This window comes from Pseudomonas sp. GM21 (assembly GCF_000282215.1).
Classification (GTDB): domain Bacteria; phylum Pseudomonadota; class Gammaproteobacteria; order Pseudomonadales; family Pseudomonadaceae; genus Aquipseudomonas.
The window spans coordinates 15,103-32,814 of the sequence record NZ_AKJS01000119.1 but is presented as its reverse complement, the minus strand read 5'-3'; the positions used below and the strand labels follow the sequence as shown (position 1 = coordinate 32,814).

The 17,712-nt window shown below is 56.8% G+C and carries 19 protein-coding genes and 1 pseudogene; 15 read left to right on the top strand and 5 right to left on the bottom strand.

Annotation, left to right across the window (positions count from 1 at the left end; translation table 11 throughout):
- Window positions 1-67 precede the first annotated feature (67 nt).
- Together PMI22_RS30715 and PMI22_RS08855 are read right to left on the bottom strand one after the other, a co-directional pair.
- The gene (locus PMI22_RS30715) at window positions 68-580 is read right to left on the bottom strand and encodes a site-specific integrase (protein ID WP_007947337.1); all 513 of its coding nucleotides are present in this window, start codon (window positions 578-580) and stop codon (window positions 68-70) included.
- Window positions 581-663: 83 nt separating this feature from the next.
- Window positions 664-1,269: pseudogene (locus tag PMI22_RS08855) on the bottom strand (asparaginase domain-containing protein); the annotation flags it as partial.
- A gap of 468 nt (window positions 1,270-1,737) precedes the next feature.
- Between PMI22_RS08855 and PMI22_RS08860 the strand changes: the two are divergent.
- Genes PMI22_RS08860 through PMI22_RS08890 form a run of 7 tightly spaced genes read left to right on the top strand, consistent with a single transcriptional unit; the run spans window position 1,738 to window position 8,715 of the window.
- Window positions 1,738-2,694: a sugar ABC transporter substrate-binding protein gene (locus PMI22_RS08860; protein ID WP_007947335.1), complete on the top strand. Its 957-nt coding sequence runs from the start codon at window positions 1,738-1,740 to the stop codon at window positions 2,692-2,694.
- Window positions 2,695-2,749: 55 nt separating this feature from the next.
- Entirely contained in the window at window positions 2,750-4,303 is a 1,554-nt protein-coding gene (locus tag PMI22_RS08865) for a sugar ABC transporter ATP-binding protein (protein ID WP_007947334.1), read from the top strand.
- The gene (locus PMI22_RS08870; RefSeq protein ID WP_007947333.1) at window positions 4,300-5,277 is read left to right on the top strand and encodes an ABC transporter permease; all 978 of its coding nucleotides are present in this window, start codon (window positions 4,300-4,302) and stop codon (window positions 5,275-5,277) included. Before PMI22_RS08865 ends, PMI22_RS08870 begins: the two co-directional genes overlap by 4 nt.
- A 3-nt stretch (window positions 5,278-5,280) precedes the next feature.
- Window positions 5,281-6,300, top strand: a complete 1,020-nt coding sequence (locus PMI22_RS08875) for a LacI family DNA-binding transcriptional regulator (protein ID WP_007947332.1) — start codon at window positions 5,281-5,283, stop codon at window positions 6,298-6,300.
- A 24-nt stretch (window positions 6,301-6,324) separates the two neighbouring features.
- Window positions 6,325-7,242 carry a ribokinase gene (gene rbsK / locus PMI22_RS08880; protein WP_007947331.1) on the top strand — a complete coding sequence of 306 codons (918 nt, stop codon included), beginning with the start codon at window positions 6,325-6,327 and terminating at the stop codon, window positions 7,240-7,242.
- Window positions 7,239-7,643, top strand: coding sequence for a D-ribose pyranase (rbsD, locus tag PMI22_RS08885; protein ID WP_007947330.1), 405 nt, complete (start codon window positions 7,239-7,241; stop codon window positions 7,641-7,643). Before rbsK ends, rbsD begins: the two co-directional genes overlap by 4 nt.
- A gap of 43 nt (window positions 7,644-7,686) precedes the next feature.
- Window positions 7,687-8,715: a nucleoside hydrolase gene (locus PMI22_RS08890; RefSeq protein WP_007947329.1), complete on the top strand. Its 1,029-nt coding sequence runs from the start codon at window positions 7,687-7,689 to the stop codon at window positions 8,713-8,715.
- 32 nt (window positions 8,716-8,747) lie between these two features.
- Here the strand turns inward: PMI22_RS08890 and PMI22_RS08895 are convergent, their stop codons facing one another.
- Window positions 8,748-8,957 carry a hypothetical protein gene (locus tag PMI22_RS08895; protein ID WP_007947328.1) on the bottom strand — a complete coding sequence of 70 codons (210 nt, stop codon included), beginning with the start codon at window positions 8,955-8,957 and terminating at the stop codon, window positions 8,748-8,750.
- Between the two features lie 132 nt (window positions 8,958-9,089).
- Between PMI22_RS08895 and PMI22_RS08900 the strand changes: the two genes are divergently transcribed.
- A complete protein-coding gene (locus PMI22_RS08900; RefSeq protein ID WP_007947327.1) occupies window positions 9,090-9,395 on the top strand; it encodes a hypothetical protein in 306 nt (101 codons plus the stop codon).
- Between the two features lie 93 nt (window positions 9,396-9,488).
- Window positions 9,489-9,809 carry an I78 family peptidase inhibitor gene (locus PMI22_RS08905; RefSeq protein ID WP_007947326.1) on the top strand — a complete coding sequence of 107 codons (321 nt, stop codon included), beginning with the start codon at window positions 9,489-9,491 and terminating at the stop codon, window positions 9,807-9,809.
- Between the two features lie 72 nt (window positions 9,810-9,881).
- On the opposite strand, the gene PMI22_RS08910 is transcribed toward PMI22_RS08905, so the two are convergent.
- Both PMI22_RS08910 and PMI22_RS08915 read right to left on the bottom strand, forming a co-directional pair.
- Entirely contained in the window at window positions 9,882-10,094 is a 213-nt protein-coding gene (locus tag PMI22_RS08910) for a cold-shock protein (RefSeq protein WP_003179963.1), read from the bottom strand.
- Between the two features lie 291 nt (window positions 10,095-10,385).
- Window positions 10,386-10,688, bottom strand: coding sequence for a hypothetical protein (locus PMI22_RS08915; RefSeq protein ID WP_007947324.1), 303 nt, complete (start codon window positions 10,686-10,688; stop codon window positions 10,386-10,388).
- Between the two features lie 373 nt (window positions 10,689-11,061).
- Here PMI22_RS08915 and thrS point away from each other — a divergent pair, with 373 nt between their 5' ends.
- The 6 genes from thrS (at window position 11,062) to pheT (ending at window position 17,709) form a co-directional block, all read left to right on the top strand.
- Window positions 11,062-12,984, top strand: coding sequence for a threonine--tRNA ligase (thrS, locus tag PMI22_RS08920; RefSeq protein WP_007947323.1), 1,923 nt, complete (start codon window positions 11,062-11,064; stop codon window positions 12,982-12,984).
- Window positions 12,984-13,535, top strand: coding sequence for a translation initiation factor IF-3 (gene infC / locus PMI22_RS0129590; RefSeq protein WP_172435341.1), 552 nt, complete (start codon window positions 12,984-12,986; stop codon window positions 13,533-13,535). The genes thrS and infC overlap by 1 nt, the downstream gene beginning before the upstream one ends.
- 60 nt (window positions 13,536-13,595) lie before the next feature.
- A complete protein-coding gene (gene rpmI / locus PMI22_RS08925) occupies window positions 13,596-13,790 on the top strand; it encodes a 50S ribosomal protein L35 (RefSeq protein ID WP_002553160.1) in 195 nt (64 codons plus the stop codon).
- Window positions 13,791-13,818: 28 nt separating this feature from the next.
- Window positions 13,819-14,175, top strand: a complete 357-nt coding sequence (rplT, locus tag PMI22_RS08930) for a 50S ribosomal protein L20 (protein WP_007905879.1) — start codon at window positions 13,819-13,821, stop codon at window positions 14,173-14,175.
- Between the two features lie 109 nt (window positions 14,176-14,284).
- The gene (gene pheS, locus PMI22_RS08935; RefSeq protein WP_007905876.1) at window positions 14,285-15,301 is read left to right on the top strand and encodes a phenylalanine--tRNA ligase subunit alpha; all 1,017 of its coding nucleotides are present in this window, start codon (window positions 14,285-14,287) and stop codon (window positions 15,299-15,301) included.
- A 26-nt stretch (window positions 15,302-15,327) separates the two neighbouring features.
- Window positions 15,328-17,709, top strand: a complete 2,382-nt coding sequence (gene pheT / locus PMI22_RS08940) for a phenylalanine--tRNA ligase subunit beta (RefSeq protein WP_007947322.1) — start codon at window positions 15,328-15,330, stop codon at window positions 17,707-17,709.
- Window positions 17,710-17,712: the final 3 nt, after the last annotated feature.

The window sequence follows — 17,712 nt, the reverse complement described above, 5'->3', positions numbered from 1 at the left end:
CATCTTCGACGGGCGTCTCTACGACCTGTTTCAGCAGGGGCACCTACGCCAATTTACGACCAACGACTTACGTAACGCTTACGCCACTCACCTGGCGGGTATTACGTTCAACAGCAGCGACCTGCGCAGATATGTCTATGAGCAGATCAGACGGATGACTTTGATCTTTGACTGGTTCTTGTCGGTAATAATCGAAGGTGAAGTGTTTGGTCGACGTTAGAAGCCCGTTTCTTTCGGCATCATAGTAGAATTTTCTGAGGGTTGAAATATGTCGCTCGATAGATATTACAGAAAGTCTGGACTCGGATTGAAGTATGTTTTCCAAGTAACCAGACATTTGATTGTCTGTAATATCTTTCCAGGATACATTGAAGCGCTCTAATGTCTGAAAAAATAGCTTTAAGTCACTTGCGGCGGCCTTGATGGAGTTTTCACTAATTCCGTGCTTAGCCAATTTTAGAAGATGAAGTGACGGAGGGATGACAATTGAGTCATTATCTACTTTGGCTGATCTGAGAATTACGTAACTTCTAATTAATCCACCGGACCAGTGAATATTTTCTACTCGGAAGATTTTCATCTGAACCCCCCTCTCTTTCCTTGAGCCTAGAAAAAGCCGGATACTCTGTCAACAAAAGTACGATGATGGACCGCTTACAGATAAATGTTGATCATCTTGCTGACATCACGACCGGACTGAATCTCGTCGTTCATGGTCACCAGGACGCCTTTGCCGCGAGCCTCTTTGCTGCTGGCGACGGCGACGGCGTTGTACAGGTTCAGCATGCCGTCTGCCGACATCGCGGTGCCTGGGCGCATGGAGCCGACGACGATGATTGGCTTGTCGGTCTTTTCCACCAGGTTCAGGAAGTAGGCGGTTTCTTCCAGGGTGTCGGTGCCGTGGGTGATCACGATGCCATCGACGTCATTGCTGTCGGCCAGTTCCGCCACGCGACGACCCAGTTGCAGCAGGTTGTCATTGGTGATGCTTTCCGAGGCGATCTGCATGACCTGCTCGCCGCGAACGTTGGCCAGTTGGCTGAGTTCTGGAACGCCGGCAATCAATTGCTCGATACCCACTTTTGCCGCTTGATACGTCGCGCTGTTGGCGGCGCTCGCGCCTGCACCGGCGATGGTGCCGCCAGTGGCCAGGATGACCACGTTCGCCAGTTTCTGTTGGGTTTCGACTTCTTTGGCTTGTAGGGCAGTAGGCAGCAATAGCAGGAGGGCCAAAGCGCCCGGAATGAAAGTGTTGAAGGCAGATTTCATTATTTTCTCTCTAGTAGTCAGACGGTGCTGATGCAAGTTCATCTAGATACGCCCCCGGCAGCTCTGAACACCGTGGGTGTAGGTGAAGAGCAGGATCTGTACCAGTCATCCGCTGAATGAGTAAAAACATTTAACTTATTGATTTAAAAGAAATATCTCGTGAATCTCGTCTAAGTAAAACCTGATGGTGTCCGGGTTTCCGAATAAGTTGAGCCTCTACGTTCGGCTCTCCGAAAACTCCTACGACTTGTGTCGAAAAGGTCGCCTGGCGAGATCAAGAAGCGATGCTAAAAAAATCCCGGGCGATCACAATACCGGTCGTTGACAATTCCCGGCCGAGTTCGCATAGTTCGAACTACGCAAACGTTTGCGCGACCCTGTAGGTGACCTGAAGCACCGACGATCGGAGTCCAGGCGTTACTCCAGCGCAAGTATTGCTCACAATAATCATAAGATCGGAGTGAACCCATGAAGCTGCCATTCGCTGGACGTCTTCTTGCTGTCGCTATGCTGGCTGCCGTATCCGCCACGCTGCCTGTTTCATCGGCCTTCGCCGAATCTCCTGAAAAACCCAAAGTCGCGCTGGTCATGAAATCCCTGGCCAATGAGTTCTTCCTGACCATGGAAGATGGCGCCAAGGCATACCAGAAAGACCATTCCGGCGAGTTCGAGCTGATCTCCAACGGAATCAAGGACGAAACGGATACCGCTGGCCAGACACGCATCGTCGAGCAAATGATCCTGGCCAAGGTCAATGCACTGGTCATCGCACCGGCGGATTCCAAGGCCATGGTTCCGGTGATCAAGAAAGCCATCGATGCCGGCATCACCGTGATCAACATCGACAATCAACTGGATCCGGCCGTCGTCAAAAGCAAGAACATTACAGTGCCGTTCGTAGGTCCGGATAACCGTAAAGGCGCGCGTCTGGTCGGTGAGTACCTGGCCAGGCAGCTGAAGGCTGGCGACGAAGTCGGCATCATTGAAGGCGTGTCCACCACGACCAACGCCCAGGCCCGTACCGCGGGTTTCAAGGATGCGATGGAAGCGGCGCAGATCAAGGTCGTTTCGGTGCAGTCGGGTGACTGGGAAATCGACAAGGGCAACAAAGTTGCCGCCTCTATCCTCAGCGAATACCCGGATGTCAAAGCCTTGCTGGCCGGTAACGACAGCATGGCCGTCGGTGTCGTTTCCGCCGTGCGTGCAGCGGGTAAGGCCGGCAAGGTGCAAGTGGTCGGGTACGACAACATCAATGCCATCAAGCCAATGCTCAAGGATGGCCGCGTTCTGGCTACCGCCGACCAATTTGCAGCCAAACAAGCCGTGTTCGGTATCGAGACTGCGCTGAAAATCATCAAGGGCGAGAAGGTCGACAGCGGCACCAACGGTGTGATCGAAACCCCGGTAGAACTGGTTACCCAGTAAGCCTTCTGGCGACACACTGGTGCTCGTCCGTCCGGGCGAGCACATGGAGAGTTTTATGTCCGTTTGCCCCCCGAACGCTGTCCTGACGGTCTGCGACATCGGCAAGACTTATGCTCAACCCGTCCTGGCCGGTATCAATCTGACGCTGATTCCCGGCGAAGTGCTAGCGCTGACCGGCGAGAATGGCGCCGGTAAAAGCACGCTGTCGAAGATCATTGGCGGGCTGGTGACGCCAACCACCGGCCAGATGCAATTCCAGGGTCAGGACTACCGCCCCGGTAGCCGCACGCAGGCCGAAGAGCTGGGCATCCGCATGGTGATGCAAGAGCTCAATCTGTTGCCGACCCTGTCGGTGGCGGAGAACCTGTTTCTCGACAATTTGCCCAGCAACGGCGGCTGGATCAGCCGCAAGCAGTTGCGCAAGGCGGCGATCGAGGCCATGGCCCAGGTCGGCCTCGATGCCATTGATCCGGACACCCTGGTCGGCGACCTCGGCATTGGTCACCAGCAAATGGTCGAGATTGCCCGCAATCTGATCGGCGACTGCCATGTGCTGATCCTCGACGAACCCACCGCGATGCTCACCGCGCGCGAAGTCGAGATGCTGTTCGAACAGATCACGCGCTTGCGGGCTCGCGGCGTGGCGATCATCTACATTTCCCACCGCCTGGAAGAGCTGGCGCGGGTCGCCCAGCGCATTGCCGTTTTACGCGATGGCAACCTGGTCTGCGTCGAGCCGATGGCCAATTACAACAGCGAGCAACTGGTGACCTTGATGGTCGGTCGTGAGCTTGGCGAGCACATGGACATGGGGCCGCGCAAGATCGGCGCTCCAGCGTTGACGGTCAAAGGCCTGACCCGCGCCGAAAAGGTTCGCGATGTGTCTTTCGAGGTTCGCGCCGGTGAAATCTACGGGATATCCGGATTGATCGGGGCAGGGCGCACCGAGTTGCTGCGTCTGATTTTCGGTGCTGACAGCGCCGACAGCGGCACGGTAGCGCTGGGGTCGCCGGCTCAGGTGGTGAGTATTCGTTCGCCAGCCGATGCGGTGAGTCACGGCATCGCCCTGATCACGGAAGACCGCAAGGGCGAAGGCTTGCTGTTGAGCCAATCGATCAGCGCCAACATTGCCTTGGGCAACATGCCGGTGATTTCCAATAGCGGTTTCGTCAATAACGGCGACGAGATGGCGTTGGCCCAGCGTCAGATCGACGCCATGCGCATCCGCAGTTCAAGTCCGACACAGTTGGTTTCCGAACTCTCGGGTGGCAATCAGCAGAAGGTCGTGATCGGCCGCTGGCTTGAGCGCGATTGCTCGGTGATGTTGTTTGACGAGCCAACCCGTGGCATCGATGTCGGCGCCAAATTCGACATCTATGCGTTGCTCGGTGAGCTGACCCACCAAGGTAAAGCGCTGGTGGTGGTGTCCAGTGATCTTCGCGAGCTGATGCTGATCTGCGACCGGATCGGGGTGCTGTCGGCGGGGCGCCTGATCGATACGTTCGAGCGCGGCAGCTGGACTCAGGATGATTTGCTTGCCGCCGCATTTGCCGGCTACCAAAAACGTGATGCGTTGCTCAATGAAGCAGCGCCTGGGGACCTTCCATGAAAACTGCAACTTTTGCCGGCAAACGTAGTGGCAATTTCTACGGCCTTGGCACCTACCTGGGCCTGGCCGGTGCCTTGCTGGCGATGATTGCGCTGTTCTCGGTATTGAGCAGCCACTTTCTGTCATACGACACGTTCAGCACCCTGGCCAACCAGATTCCCGATTTGATGGTGCTGGCGGTCGGCATGACCTTCGTGTTGATCATTGGTGGCATCGACCTGTCGGTCGGCTCGGTGTTGGCGCTGGCGGCATCCACGGTCAGCGTGGCCATTCTCGGCTGGGGCTGGAGCGTGCTGCCGGCAGCACTGCTCGGCATGGCGGCGGCAGCTCTGGCCGGAACCATCACCGGTTCGATCACCGTGGCCTGGCGGATTCCTTCGTTCATCGTGTCCCTGGGTGTGCTGGAAATGGCCCGGGGCGTGGCGTATCAAATGACCGGATCGCGCACGGCCTACATCGGTGACGCCTTCGCCTGGCTGTCCAACCCGATTGCCTTCGGAATCTCGCCGTCGTTCATCATCGCCTTACTGATTATCTTCACCGCCCAGACCGTACTGACCCGTACGGTGTTCGGTCGCTACCTGATCGGCATCGGCACCAATGAGGAGGCGGTGCGTCTGGCGGGGATCAATCCAAAGCCCTACAAGATTCTGGTGTTCAGTCTGATGGGCCTGTTGGCCGGTATTGCCGCGTTGTTTCAGATTTCGCGACTGGAGGCGGCAGATCCGAATGCCGGTTCCGGGCTGGAGTTGCAGGTCATCGCAGCCGTGGTCATCGGCGGTACCAGTTTGATGGGAGGCCGTGGTTCGGTGATCAGCACGTTCTTCGGGGTTTTGATCATTTCAGTGTTGGCGGCCGGTCTGGCGCAAATCGGCGCGACCGAACCCACCAAACGTATCATCACCGGCGCGGTGATCGTTGTGGCGGTGGTGCTGGATACCTATCGCAGTCAGCGCGCAAGCCGGCGGACCTGAATCATGGCAACGATCAAGGATGTAGCCGCACTCGCGGGGATTTCCTATACCACGGTGTCCCATGTGGTGAACAAGACCCGACCGGTCAGTGAAGAGGTGCGGCTCAAAGTCGAAGCAGCGATCAAAACCCTGGATTACGTGCCGAGCGCCGTCGCCCGTTCGTTGAAAGCCAAAACCACCGCTACCATCGGTTTACTGGTGCCTAACAGCCTCAACCCGTACTTCGCCGAATTGGCGCGAGGCATCGAGGATTACTGCGAGCGCAAGGGGTACTGTGTGATCCTCTGCAATTCCGATGACAACCCGGACAAGCAGCGCAGTTACCTTCGCGTGTTGCTCGAAAAACGCATCGACGGTCTGATCGTTGCATCGGCTGGTGGCGATGCGGGGCTGGCGGAAGGCCTCGCCGGAGTGCGCACGCCGATGGTCATCGTCGACCGCGGGCTGGAGGGCGTCAATGTTGATCTGGTACGCATCGATCATGAATATGGCGCGTATCTGGCCACTCGGCATCTGCTGGAGTTGGGGCATCGGGACATCGCCACCATCGGCGGTCCGGCGGGTACAAGCGTGGCGCAAATGCGTCTGGCCGGTTATTGCCGTGCCTTGCAAGAGGCAGGCATCGAAGTGAATAGCGAACGCATGCTGGAAAGCGACTTCACCAGCACCGGTGGATACAACGCGGCCGCGATTTTGCTGGAGAAGAATGCGCCCAGCGCGATCTTCGCCGGCAACGACATGATCGGCATCGGTGTGTTGCGCGCGGCTGCCGAACGCAATGTACGAGTACCGTCCGAGCTGTCGGTGATCGGTTTCGACGATATCCAGATGAGCCGTTATGTCTACCCGGCGCTGACCACGGTGGGGCAGTCGATCCTGCAGCTCGGTGAGATGGCGGCTGAAGTGCTTTTGCGCAGGATTGCCACACCGGGTATGGCCACCGAGCAGCGAATTGTCACGCCCAGTATTGTCCTGCGGGAGTCGACTGCGCCGCTCGCCGGTGTGTTCGCCCAGTTTCGTTGAAACAGAATTGACGAGTAGTAATGTATGCCAGCAAAAGTAGTGGTGATAGGCAGTCTGAACATGGACCTGGTAACCCGGGCTCCGAGGCTGCCGCGTGGCGGTGAAACGCTGATCGGTGAGTCGTTTGCCACGGTTTCTGGTGGCAAGGGAGCTAATCAAGCCGTCGCCGCGGCCCGGTTGGGTGCCGATGTGTCAATGATCGGGTGTGTGGGCAGCGATGCCTATGGCGCGCAATTGCGCGGGGCGCTGTTGGCTGAACAGATCGATTGTCAGGCAGTCAGCACCGTTGATGACTCCAGCGGCGTGGCGTTGATCGTGGTCGATGACAACAGTCAGAACGCCATCGTCATCGTTGCGGGTGCCAATGGTGCACTGACGCCGCAAGTCATCGACCGTTTTGATGCCGTATTACAGACGGCGGATGTGATCATCTGTCAGCTGGAAGTGCCGGACGCTACGGTTGGCCATGCCCTCAAACGAGGTCGTGAACTGGGCAAGACCGTCATTCTCAATCCGGCACCCGCCAGTCGTCCATTGCCGGCGGACTGGTTTGCCGCCATCGATTACCTGATCCCCAACGAGAGTGAAGCCTCAGTCCTGACGGGGTTGCCGGTAGATTCCCTGGAATCGGCAGAAACCGCCGCGACCCGACTGATCGCCATGGGCGCGAGCAAAGTGATTATCACTTTGGGCGCGGGGGGTTCGCTGTTCGCCGACGGCACACGCCTGGAGCATTTCCCGGCACCGAAGGTCAACGCCGTCGACACCACGGCCGCCGGGGATACCTTCGTCGGTGGTTTTGCTGCCGCATTGGCCGCCGGCAGCAGCGAAGCCGAAGCGATCCGGTTCGGGCAGGTCGCCGCGGCACTGTCGGTCACCCAGGCTGGCGCGCAACCCTCGATTCCCACCTTGTCCGACGTACAGGCGTCTAAAACCCCATGAAAAAAACACCGCTGCTCAATGTCGCGTTATCGCGGCTGATCGCCTCGCTGGGTCACGGCGACATGGTCGTCATCGGCGATGCCGGTTTGCCGGTGCCGCCAGGCGTCGAGCTGATTGATCTGGCGCTGACCCAAGGAATTCCAGACTTCATCAGTACCTTGAAGGTTGTGCTCAGCGAAATGCAGGTCGAAAGCCATGTGCTGGCCCAGGAGATTCTGGGCAAGCAGCCGCCGGCGTTGAGCGTTCTGGACGAACTGAACATCGAAGGCGTGCTGGGTACGCGCACGTTGCTCAGCCATGATGAGTTCAAGGTCCTCAGCCGCCAGGCGCGCGCGATTGTTCGTACCGGAGAATGTGCGCCGTACTGCAACATCGTGCTGGTGTCGGGGGTGACGTTCTAGCGCGCTGTACACATTGATTTCCCCCACGCACAAGGAGTGCGATATGCAACGCTATGCTCAGAAACTGCACCATCTGCTTCGGAGTCTGCTGCGTTTGTCCATGATTACTGCAACGAGCGCCCAGGCGGCGGAAAAGATCGACTTGATTATCGACACTGATCCGGGTGCCGACGATGTGGTCGCCTTACTGTTTGCCCTGGCTTCGCCGCAAGAGCTGAATATTCGTGCGCTGACCACCGTGGCCGGCAATGTGCGTCTGGACAAGACATCGCGTAACGCACGGCTGGCCCGTGAGTGGGCAGGGCGCGACGACGTACCGGTCTACGCCGGTGCACCGAAACCGCTAATGCGCACGCCCATCTATGCCGAGAACATTCATGGCAAGGAAGGTCTGTCGGGCGTCACCGTGCACGAACCAAAGAATGGCTTGGCTGAAGGCAATGCGGTCAACTACCTGATTGATACCTTGAAGGCTGCCAAACCCCACAGCATCACCATCGCCATGCTCGGTCCGCAGACCAACCTGGCCCTGGCGCTGATCCAGGAGCCGGAGATTGTTCAGGGCATCAAGGAAGTGGTGGTCATGGGCGGCGCGCATTTCAACGGTGGCAACATCACGCCGGTCGCCGAATTCAACCTGTTCGCCGATCCGCAAGCCGCTGAAGTCGTGTTGAAAAGTGGCGTGAAGCTGACCTATCTACCGCTGGATGTGACCCACAAGATTCTCACCAGCGAAGCTCGTCTGAAACAGATCGCGGCGATCAACAACAACGCCAGCAAGCTGGTGGGCGATATTCTCAATGAGTACGTCAAGGGTGATATGGAGCACTACGGTCTTTCGGGTGGCCCAGTGCATGACGCAACCGTCATTGCCTACCTGCTCAAGCCTGAGCTGTTTACCGGTCGCTCGGTCAACGTGGTCGTTGATAGCCGCGAAGGCCCGACCTTTGGTCAGACCATTGTCGACTGGTATGACGGCCTGAAAGCGCCGAAGAATGCTTTCTGGGTTGAAAGTGGCGACGCACATGGCTTCTTCGACTTGTTGACTCAGCGCCTGGCGCGACTGAAGTAAGCCGCCCGCCCGCAGGTGCCAGCCTGCGGGTTTTACGCCCGTGCTGTCTCCGCAGCTTTTTGGTCCGCCAGGTGTTTTTCGAAAATCTGCTTGATGAAGTGCTGGGCGGCCTCGGTTCCAATGTCCCTGACCAAAAGATCGATGGCGATTATGGCAAGCTCTTCCGTACTGCCCGGGCTGTAAGAACTGTGCCCGTCTTGCCACTTGGCTTTGATGTCGGCGTCGATGCTTACAGTGGTCATGATGGCACTCGTGAATTAGGGGAGGTCTAGGGAGCGAGTTAAGCATTTTGCGCGGCGTTTGGCACTCCGACTTAGGCATGGGGGGAGGGCTATGCGACACTTGGTCTTTGATGAACTTTCAAGGACCGCGCTGTGCAGATCGATTTGAACACTCCTGACGGTTTGACCCTTGAGGCTGTGCGCCAACTGTTGGCGTCCGCCAGTGACGATGAGCACACTCAACTGCGGGTCACCCAAAGCGGTATCGCCTATATTTCTTCGGGTGTCGTCGGTGGCACTGATATCGGCGGGCTGCGATTTCGGCTAGAGACGTGGGCCAAAGGCTCGGGCTATGTAGGATTGGTCGCAGCCAGTGACGAAGTCTGGGTCATGCAGATTTTCAATGCGCTGAAAGAGAACTGGCCAAAACCGCCGTACGACTACATCGACGTTTATTGATCACTTTTCATATTCAGTCACGATTGAGTGATGAAGAGAAGGGCGGTGCTCAGGCAAACTCGGCGCTCGCACAATATTTACAAAGGAGGCGTCATGCCTTGGAAGCTCGCGTCATTGGGTGCTTTGTTTGCCGTCACTCTGCTGGCGGGTTGCAGCAGTACATCATCCGAATCGGCAACAGACTCCGTAGCGACGACTGACACTGGACATAGCCGCTGTGAGGCAAAGGCTGCCGAATTCACTCTCGGCAAAGCGGCTTCACCCGAGCTGCTGGAGCAGGCGCGCACTCGCGCAGGCGCACAGAACGCCCGGTTCCTGTCGCCCAATGACATGGTGACACTGGAGTACCACTCTGATCGCTTGAACCTGCACACCGATGCCAGTCGGGTGGTCACTCGCGTCAATTGCGGCTGAGCATGCCGGGCATTTGTTTCGCCCATAAAAAACCCCGTCGCATGGACGGGGTTTTTTTAGTGCGCCAGAAACTTACTCTGGGCGAACTTGTGCAGCTTGCATACCCTTTTGGCCTTTCTCAGCCACGAAGGAAACAGTCTGGCCTTCTTTCAGGCTTTTGAAACCGTCGCTTTCGATAGCTTTGAAGTGTACGAACAGGTCGTCACCGCCACCTTGAGGAGTGATGAAGCCGAAGCCTTTTTCATCGTTGAACCATTTAACGGTGCCGGTTTGGCGATTAGACATGGTGTATCTCCAAGAAACATATATTTTCAGTAGTGCTGTGCTGCTCAGGCCAACTGGGCACACCGGAGTATCATAGTCGAAATGTTCGCTTTGGGAGCCCCCCGGACGTGCTGTTTGCCTTGCTGTCGAGCGTTCTTTGCTGCTTCAAATGGCTGGAAGCCCCGTTTTTAAAGGCTTCCAGCTGAAAGTAAAGACGAAAAAAAAGCTGTAAAACCTTCAAAAAATGTCTGACAAAGCGACATTCGGCCTGTTTTTTCGGTCATTGCAGGTGAAAAAACCAATGCGAGACGCTTATTTCTTCGCGCCGGTATCGACTCTGCAAGTGGCGATTTTCTGCATTGCCTGTTGCCCCAGCTCTGGACTCGCAGAGCCGTTCATCAATGCCTGGAGGTCTTTGGCAGGATATGATTTGAGCTGATCGGCGCCGCAACCACAGACGGCTTTTGCCTTCGCATCACCGATCTTTTGTGCTGCCGCGGGAACGCACTGCGCCATGTATTTCTCGCGTTCCCCCTTTGGCCAGTCGGCATGGGCGGCCAATGGCAGCAGCAGAATGATAGGGGCGATTACGGCGAACAAACGGTTCAGACGCATGCTGGGATGCTCCTTGTGGGTCAATGACGTGTTATTGAGGGGCGAAGCGGTGTTCAAGTTCAGCACTCTGGCATAAATAGGCCCGATTTGCCCCCGCACAAAGTCTGCTTGCGTCGACGACCGGTCATCTGTGCTAGCATGCCTCGCTCGGGCGTTTGCAAGCTCCGGATGACCTTCAGTCCCGGTGGCGGCAACTGCGCGAATAACCCTGATTTGAATCCCAGTCACTCTGGTTCGGTTTTCCGGTTGGCCGCAAGGCTCCTGCCGCTGTAAGGCAGGCGTTCGTCATTGAATGGCCTGGATCGGATCTTGTACTGGCTCATCCCAACCCACGTGACCTTTGGTAGGGGTCACCACTAGGAGAGGAGGCGCCATGCCAACTATTACTCTTCCCGACGGCAGTCAACGTTCATTCGATCACCCGGTTTCCGTAGCCGAGGTCGCCACATCCATTGGTGCCGGGCTGGCCAAGGCCACCGTGGCCGGCAAGGTCAATGGCAAGCTGGTCGACGCCAGTGACATCATCGACAGCGATTCCACGCTGCAAATCATTACGCCAAAGGATGAAGAGGGGCTGGAGATCATTCGCCACTCTTGCGCCCACCTGGTTGGCCACGCGGTCAAGCAGTTGTACCCGACCGCCAAAATGGTGATCGGGCCGGTCATCGACGAAGGCTTCTATTACGACATCGCCTTCGAGCGTCCTTTCACTCCGGACGACATGGCTGCCATCGAACAGCGCATGCAGCAGCTGATCGAGAAAGATTACGACGTGATCAAGAAAGTCACTCCGCGCGCCGAAGTGATCGAAGTGTTCAAGGCCCGTGGCGAAGACTACAAGTTGCGCCTGGTCGAGGACATGCCGAACGAACAGGCTATGGGCCTGTATTATCACGAAGAATACGTCGACATGTGCCGCGGCCCGCACGTGCCGAACACGCGCTTCTTGAAATCCTTCAAATTGACCAAGTTGTCCGGCGCCTACTGGCGTGGCGATGCCAAAAACGAGCAATTGCAGCGCGTTTACGGCACCGCATGGGCGGACAAGAAGCAATTGGCGGCTTACATCCAGCGCATTGAAGAAGCTGAAAAGCGCGATCACCGCAAGATCGGCAAACGCCTGGGCCTGTTTCACACCCAGGAAGAGTCGCCGGGCATGGTGTTCTGGCACCCGAATGGCTGGACGCTGTACCAGGTGCTCGAGCAATACATGCGCAAGGTTCAGCGCGACAACGGTTACCTGGAGATCAAGACTCCACAAGTCGTTGACCGCAGCCTGTGGGAGAAATCCGGGCACTGGGCCAACTACGCCGACAACATGTTCACCACTCAGTCGGAAAACCGCGACTACGCCATCAAGCCAATGAACTGCCCTTGCCACGTGCAAGTGTTCAATCAGGGCCTGAAAAGCTACCGCGAGTTGCCGATGCGCCTGGCCGAATTCGGTGCTTGCCACCGTAACGAGCCATCGGGTGCGTTGCACGGCATCATGCGCGTGCGTGCGTTCACCCAGGATGACGCCCACATCTTCTGTACTGAAGAGCAGATGCAGGCCGAATCCGCTGCATTCATCAAGCTGACCATGGACGTTTATGCCGACTTCGGCTTTAAAGACGTCGAGATGAAGCTGTCCACTCGTCCGGAAAAACGCGTTGGTTCCGACGAGCTGTGGGATCGCGCAGAAGCGGCATTGGCCGCAGCCCTTGATAGCGCTGGCCTGCCGTACGATCTGCAGCCGGGCGAAGGTGCTTTCTACGGTCCGAAGATCGAATTCTCGCTGAAAGATTGCCTTGGCCGAGTCTGGCAGTGTGGTACCCTTCAGCTCGATTTTAACCTGCCTGTCCGTTTGGGAGCCGAATACGTCTCCGAAGACAACAGTCGCAAGCACCCGGTAATGTTGCACCGGGCGATCCTGGGCTCCTTCGAACGTTTCGTCGGAATCCTGATCGAGCACTACGAGGGTGCGTTCCCCGCGTGGCTGGCTCCGACCCAGGCAGTGATCATGAATATCACTGATAAACAGGCCGATTTTGCCGCCGAGGTTGAAAAAACTCTCAACGAAAGCGGATTTCGTGCCAAGTCTGACTTGAGAAATGAAAAGATCGGCTTTAAAATCCGCGAGCATACTTTGCTCAAGGTTCCCTATCTCTTGGTTATTGGAGATCGGGAAGTCGAGATGCAGACTGTCGCTGTGCGTACTCGTGAAGGTGCTGACCTGGGCTCGATGCCCGTCGCCCAGTTCGCTGAGTTTCTCGCGCAAGCGGTTTCCCGGCGTGGTCGCCCAGATTCGGAGTAATTATTATTAAGCGTGAAATGAGACAAGATAAACGAGCTGCACCGAAAGCCCCGATCAACGAGAATATCTCGGCACGCGAGGTTCGGTTAATTGGGGCTGAGGGTGAGCAGCTTGGGATTGTGTCAATTGAAGACGCGCTTCTTAAGGCTGAAGAGGCCAAGCTGGATCTGGTGGAAATTTCCGCCGATGCAGTACCCCCTGTTTGCAAGCTGATGGACTACGGCAAGTCGATCTTCGAGAAGAAGAAACAGATTGCCGCGGCCAAGAAAAACCAGAAGCAGATTCAGGTTAAAGAAATCAAGTTTCGTCCAGGGACGGAGGAAGGGGATTACCAGGTAAAACTGCGCAACCTGGTACGTTTCCTGAGTGATGGGGACAGGGCCAAGGTATCCTTGCGATTCCGCGGCCGTGAGATGGCCCACCAGGAGCTGGGGATGGAACTCCTCAAGCGAGTTGAAGGTGACTTGCTCGAGTACGGTTCGGTCGAACAGCATCCTAAGATGGAAGGACGCCAGCTGATCATGGTCATCGCCCCGAAAAAGAAGAAGTAATCAACAGGGCACGGCAGGCCTTCTGATTATGTTTATCAACTGAATGCGGAGTATCCGAACATGCCAAAAATGAAAACGAAAAGTGGTGCTGCTAAGCGGTTTCTGAAAACTGCTAACGGTATCAAGCACAAGCACGCTTTCAAGAGCCACATCCTGACTAAAATGTCGACCAAGCGTAAGCGTCAACTGCGCGGTAGCAGCTTGCTGCATCCGTCTGACGTGGCAAAAGTCGAGCGCATGCTGCGCCTTCGTTAATTTTAGTCAAGAATAGAGGAAGTAACTCATGGCTCGTGTAAAGCGTGGCGTCATTGCCCGTAAACGTCACAAAAAAATTCTGAAACTTGCTAAAGGCTACTACGGCGCTCGCTCGCGCGTATTCCGTGTTGCCAAGCAAGCGGTAATCAAGGCAGGCCAATACGCCTACCGTGACCGTCGTCAGAAAAAACGTCAGTTCCGCGCTCTGTGGATCGCTCGTATCAACGCTGGTGCACGTATCAACGGTCTGTCCTACAGCCGTTTCATCGCCGGCCTGAAAAAAGCGTCCATCGAGATCGACCGTAAGGTTCTGGCTGATCTGGCAGTGAACGAAAAAGCGGCGTTTGCTGCGATTGTCGAGAAAGCTAAAGCCACCTTGGCTTAAGTACCCCCGACAGTCACCCGGCCTCACCTCTGTGGGGCCAGGTGTTAAACGTCATAAATAGGGGAAGAGCCTTCAAGCTCTTCCCCTATTTTGTATCTGGAGTCTGTACATGGAAAACCTGGATGCGCTCGTCTCTCAAGCACTAGAGGCTGTGCAAAGCGCTGAAGATATCAATGCCCTGGAGCAAATCCGGGTTCACTACCTTGGCAAGAAGGGTGAATTGACTCAGGTGATGAAGACCCTGGGGAATTTGCCCGCAGAAGAGCGTCCGCAAGTCGGCGCGCTGATCAACGTTGCCAAGGAGCGTGTCACAGAGGTTCTCAACGCTCGCAAGGCACTGTTTGAAGAGGCCGACCTGGCCGCCAAACTGTCTGCCGAGTCGATTGACGTGACCCTGCCTGGCCGCGGTCAGACCTCCGGTGGTCTGCATCCGGTTACCCGCACTCTGGAACGTATCGAACAGTTCTTCACCCACATCGGCTACGGCATCGCCGAAGGCCCTGAGGTTGAAGACGACTATCACAACTTCGAAGCGCTCAACATCCCAGGCCATCACCCGGCGCGGTCGATGCATGACACCTTCTATTTCAATGCCAACATGTTGCTGCGCACCCATACCTCGCCGGTACAGGTCCGCACCATGGAATCGAAACAACCGCCGATCCGCATCGTCTGCCCAGGCCGTGTGTACCGTAGCGACTCCGATATCACTCACTCGCCGATGTTCCACCAGGTTGAAGGCCTGTTGGTCGATCGCGATATCAACTTCGCTGACCTGAAAGGGACCATCGAAGAATTCCTGCGCGTGTTCTTCGAAAAAGAACTGGCCGTGCGTTTTCGTCCTTCGTACTTCCCGTTCACCGAGCCGTCCGCTGAAGTCGATATGGAATGCGTGATGTGCAGCGGTAAAGGCTGCCGCGTGTGCAAACAGACTGGCTGGCTGGAAGTGATGGGCTGCGGCATGGTTCACCCGAACGTATTGCGCATGTCCGGGATCGACCCGGAAGAGTTTTCGGGCTTTGCCTTCGGCATGGGCGTTGAGCGTCTGGCCATGCTGCGTTACGGCGTGAACGACTTGCGTCTGTTCTTCGACAACGACTTGCGGTTCCTCGCGCAATTTCGCTAGTCGTAACGAATTCTTAGGAGAGCAGGATGAAATTCAGTGAACAATGGCTGCGTGGCTGGGTAAGCCCGCAGGTAAGTCGCGACGAGCTGGTTGCTCGTCTGTCGATGGCCGGTCTTGAGGTCGATAGCGTTACGCCGGCCGCCGGTGTTTTCAGTGGTGTGGTCGTGGGCGAGGTGCTGAGCACCGAGCAGCACCCGGACGCTGACAAGCTGCGTGTTTGCCAGGTCAGCAATGGTTCGGAAACCTTTCAGGTCGTTTGCGGCGCGCCAAACGTGCGCCCGGGCCTGAAGATCCCGTTCGCCATGATCGGTGCCGAACTGCCGGGCGATTTCAAAATCAAGAAAGCCAAGCTGCGTGGCGTTGAGTCCAACGGCATGCTGTGCTCGCAGGCCGAACTGCAAGTGGGTGAGGGCAACGATGGCTTGATGGAATTGCCAGTCGATGCTCCGGTCGGTCAGGACATTCGTGAGTACCTGAGCCTGGACGACGCCAGCATCGAGGTTGACCTGACCCCGAACCGCGGCGACTGCCTGTCCCTGGCCGGTCTGGCCCGTGAAGTCGGCGCGCTGTACGCTGCCAGCGTCACCCGCCCGGTCGTTGCGACCGTTCCCGCTGTGCACGATGAAGTGCGCTCGGTTGAAGTGCTGGCACCGGCCGCTTGCCCGCGTTACCTGGGTCGTGTGATCCGTAACGTCGACCTGTCCAAGCCAACGCCGTTGTGGATGGTTGAGCGTCTGCGTCGTTCCGAAGTGCGCAGCATCGATGCAGCTGTAGACATCACTAACTATGTGATGCTGGAACTGGGTCAGCCACTGCACGCGTTCGATCTCGCCGAAATCAATGGCGGCATCCGTGTTCGCATGGCCGAAGAAGGCGAGAAACTGGTTCTGCTCGACGGTCAGGAAGTAACGCTGCGTAGCGATACCCTGGTGATCGCCGACCACACCCGCGCTCTGGCGATTGCCGGCGTCATGGGTGGCGAGCACAGTGGTGTCAACACTGCGACCACTCGCGATATTTTCCTTGAAAGCGCGTTCTTCGATCAGATTGCGGTCGCTGGCAAGGCCCGTTCCTATGGCCTGCACACCGATGCCTCGCACCGTTACGAGCGTGGTGTTGACTGGCAACTGGCCCGTGAAGCCATGGAGCGCGCCACTGGCCTGCTGCTGGAGATCACTGGCGGCGAAGCCGGCCCGATCATCGAGACCGTTAGCGAACAGCATCTGCCGAAGATTGCTCCGGTTACGTTGCGTGCACAGCGCATCAGCCAGATGCTGGGCATGGAAATGGATTCGGCCGAAGTCGAGCGTCTGCTCAACGGGTTGGGCCTGACCGTTTCCGCCGAAGGGGCAGGGCAGTGGCGAGTAGAAGTGCCAAGCCATCGCTTCGACATCAGTCTGGAAGTCGATTTGATCGAGGAGCTGGCCCGTCTGTACGGTTACAACCGTCTGCCGGTTCGTTATCCGCAAGCTCGTCTGGCGCCGCAAGCCAAGTCTGAAGCGCGTAGCGATCTGCCTGAACTTCGTCGCCTGTTGGTCGCCCGTGGCTATCAGGAAGCGATCACCTACAGTTTCATCGATCCGAAACAATTCGAACTGTTTAATCCGGGTGTAGAACCGCTGCTGTTGGCCAACCCGATTTCGAACGACATGGCGGCCATGCGTTCATCCTTGTGGCCAGGTCTGGTCAAGGCACTCCAGCACAATCTGAACCGTCAGCAGGATCGTGTCCGCCTGTTCGAAAGCGGCCTGCGTTTCGTTGGTCAGCTTGAAGGCCTGAAGCAAGAGCCTATGTTGGCAGGTGTTGTTTGCGGCAGTCGTCTGCCAGAAGGCTGGGCACAAGGTCGCGATGTCGTGGACTTCTTTGACGTCAAGGCTGATGTGGAAGCGGTGCTGGGCTTTGCCGGTGCGCTGGACTCGTTCACTTTCGTGCCAGGCAAACACCCAGCGCTGCACCCGGGTCAAACCGCGCGCATCGAGCGTGAAGGGCGTTTGGCAGGTTTTGTGGGGGCCATTCACCCTGAATTGTCGAAGACCCTCGGTCTCGATCGTCCAGTCTTCGTTTTCGAGTTGGTTCTGGCTGAAGTGGCGTTGGGCAAAATGCCTAAATTCAGTGAGTTGTCGCGCTTCCCTGAAGTGCGTCGTGACCTTGCACTGATCGCCGAAAAAGACGTCGCAGCCAGCGCTGTTCTGGACGTAATCCGTGAAAATGCAGGCGAATGGCTGACGGACCTCAGGCTATTTGACGTGTATCAGGGTAAAGGCATTGATCCTGATAGAAAAAGCCTTGCAGTTGGCTTGACCTGGCAGCATCCATCGCGCACTCTTAATGACGATGAGGTGAATACCACGACGCAAAACATCCTCACCTCGCTCGAACAAAGGTTGAACGCCACGTTAAGGAAGTGACGT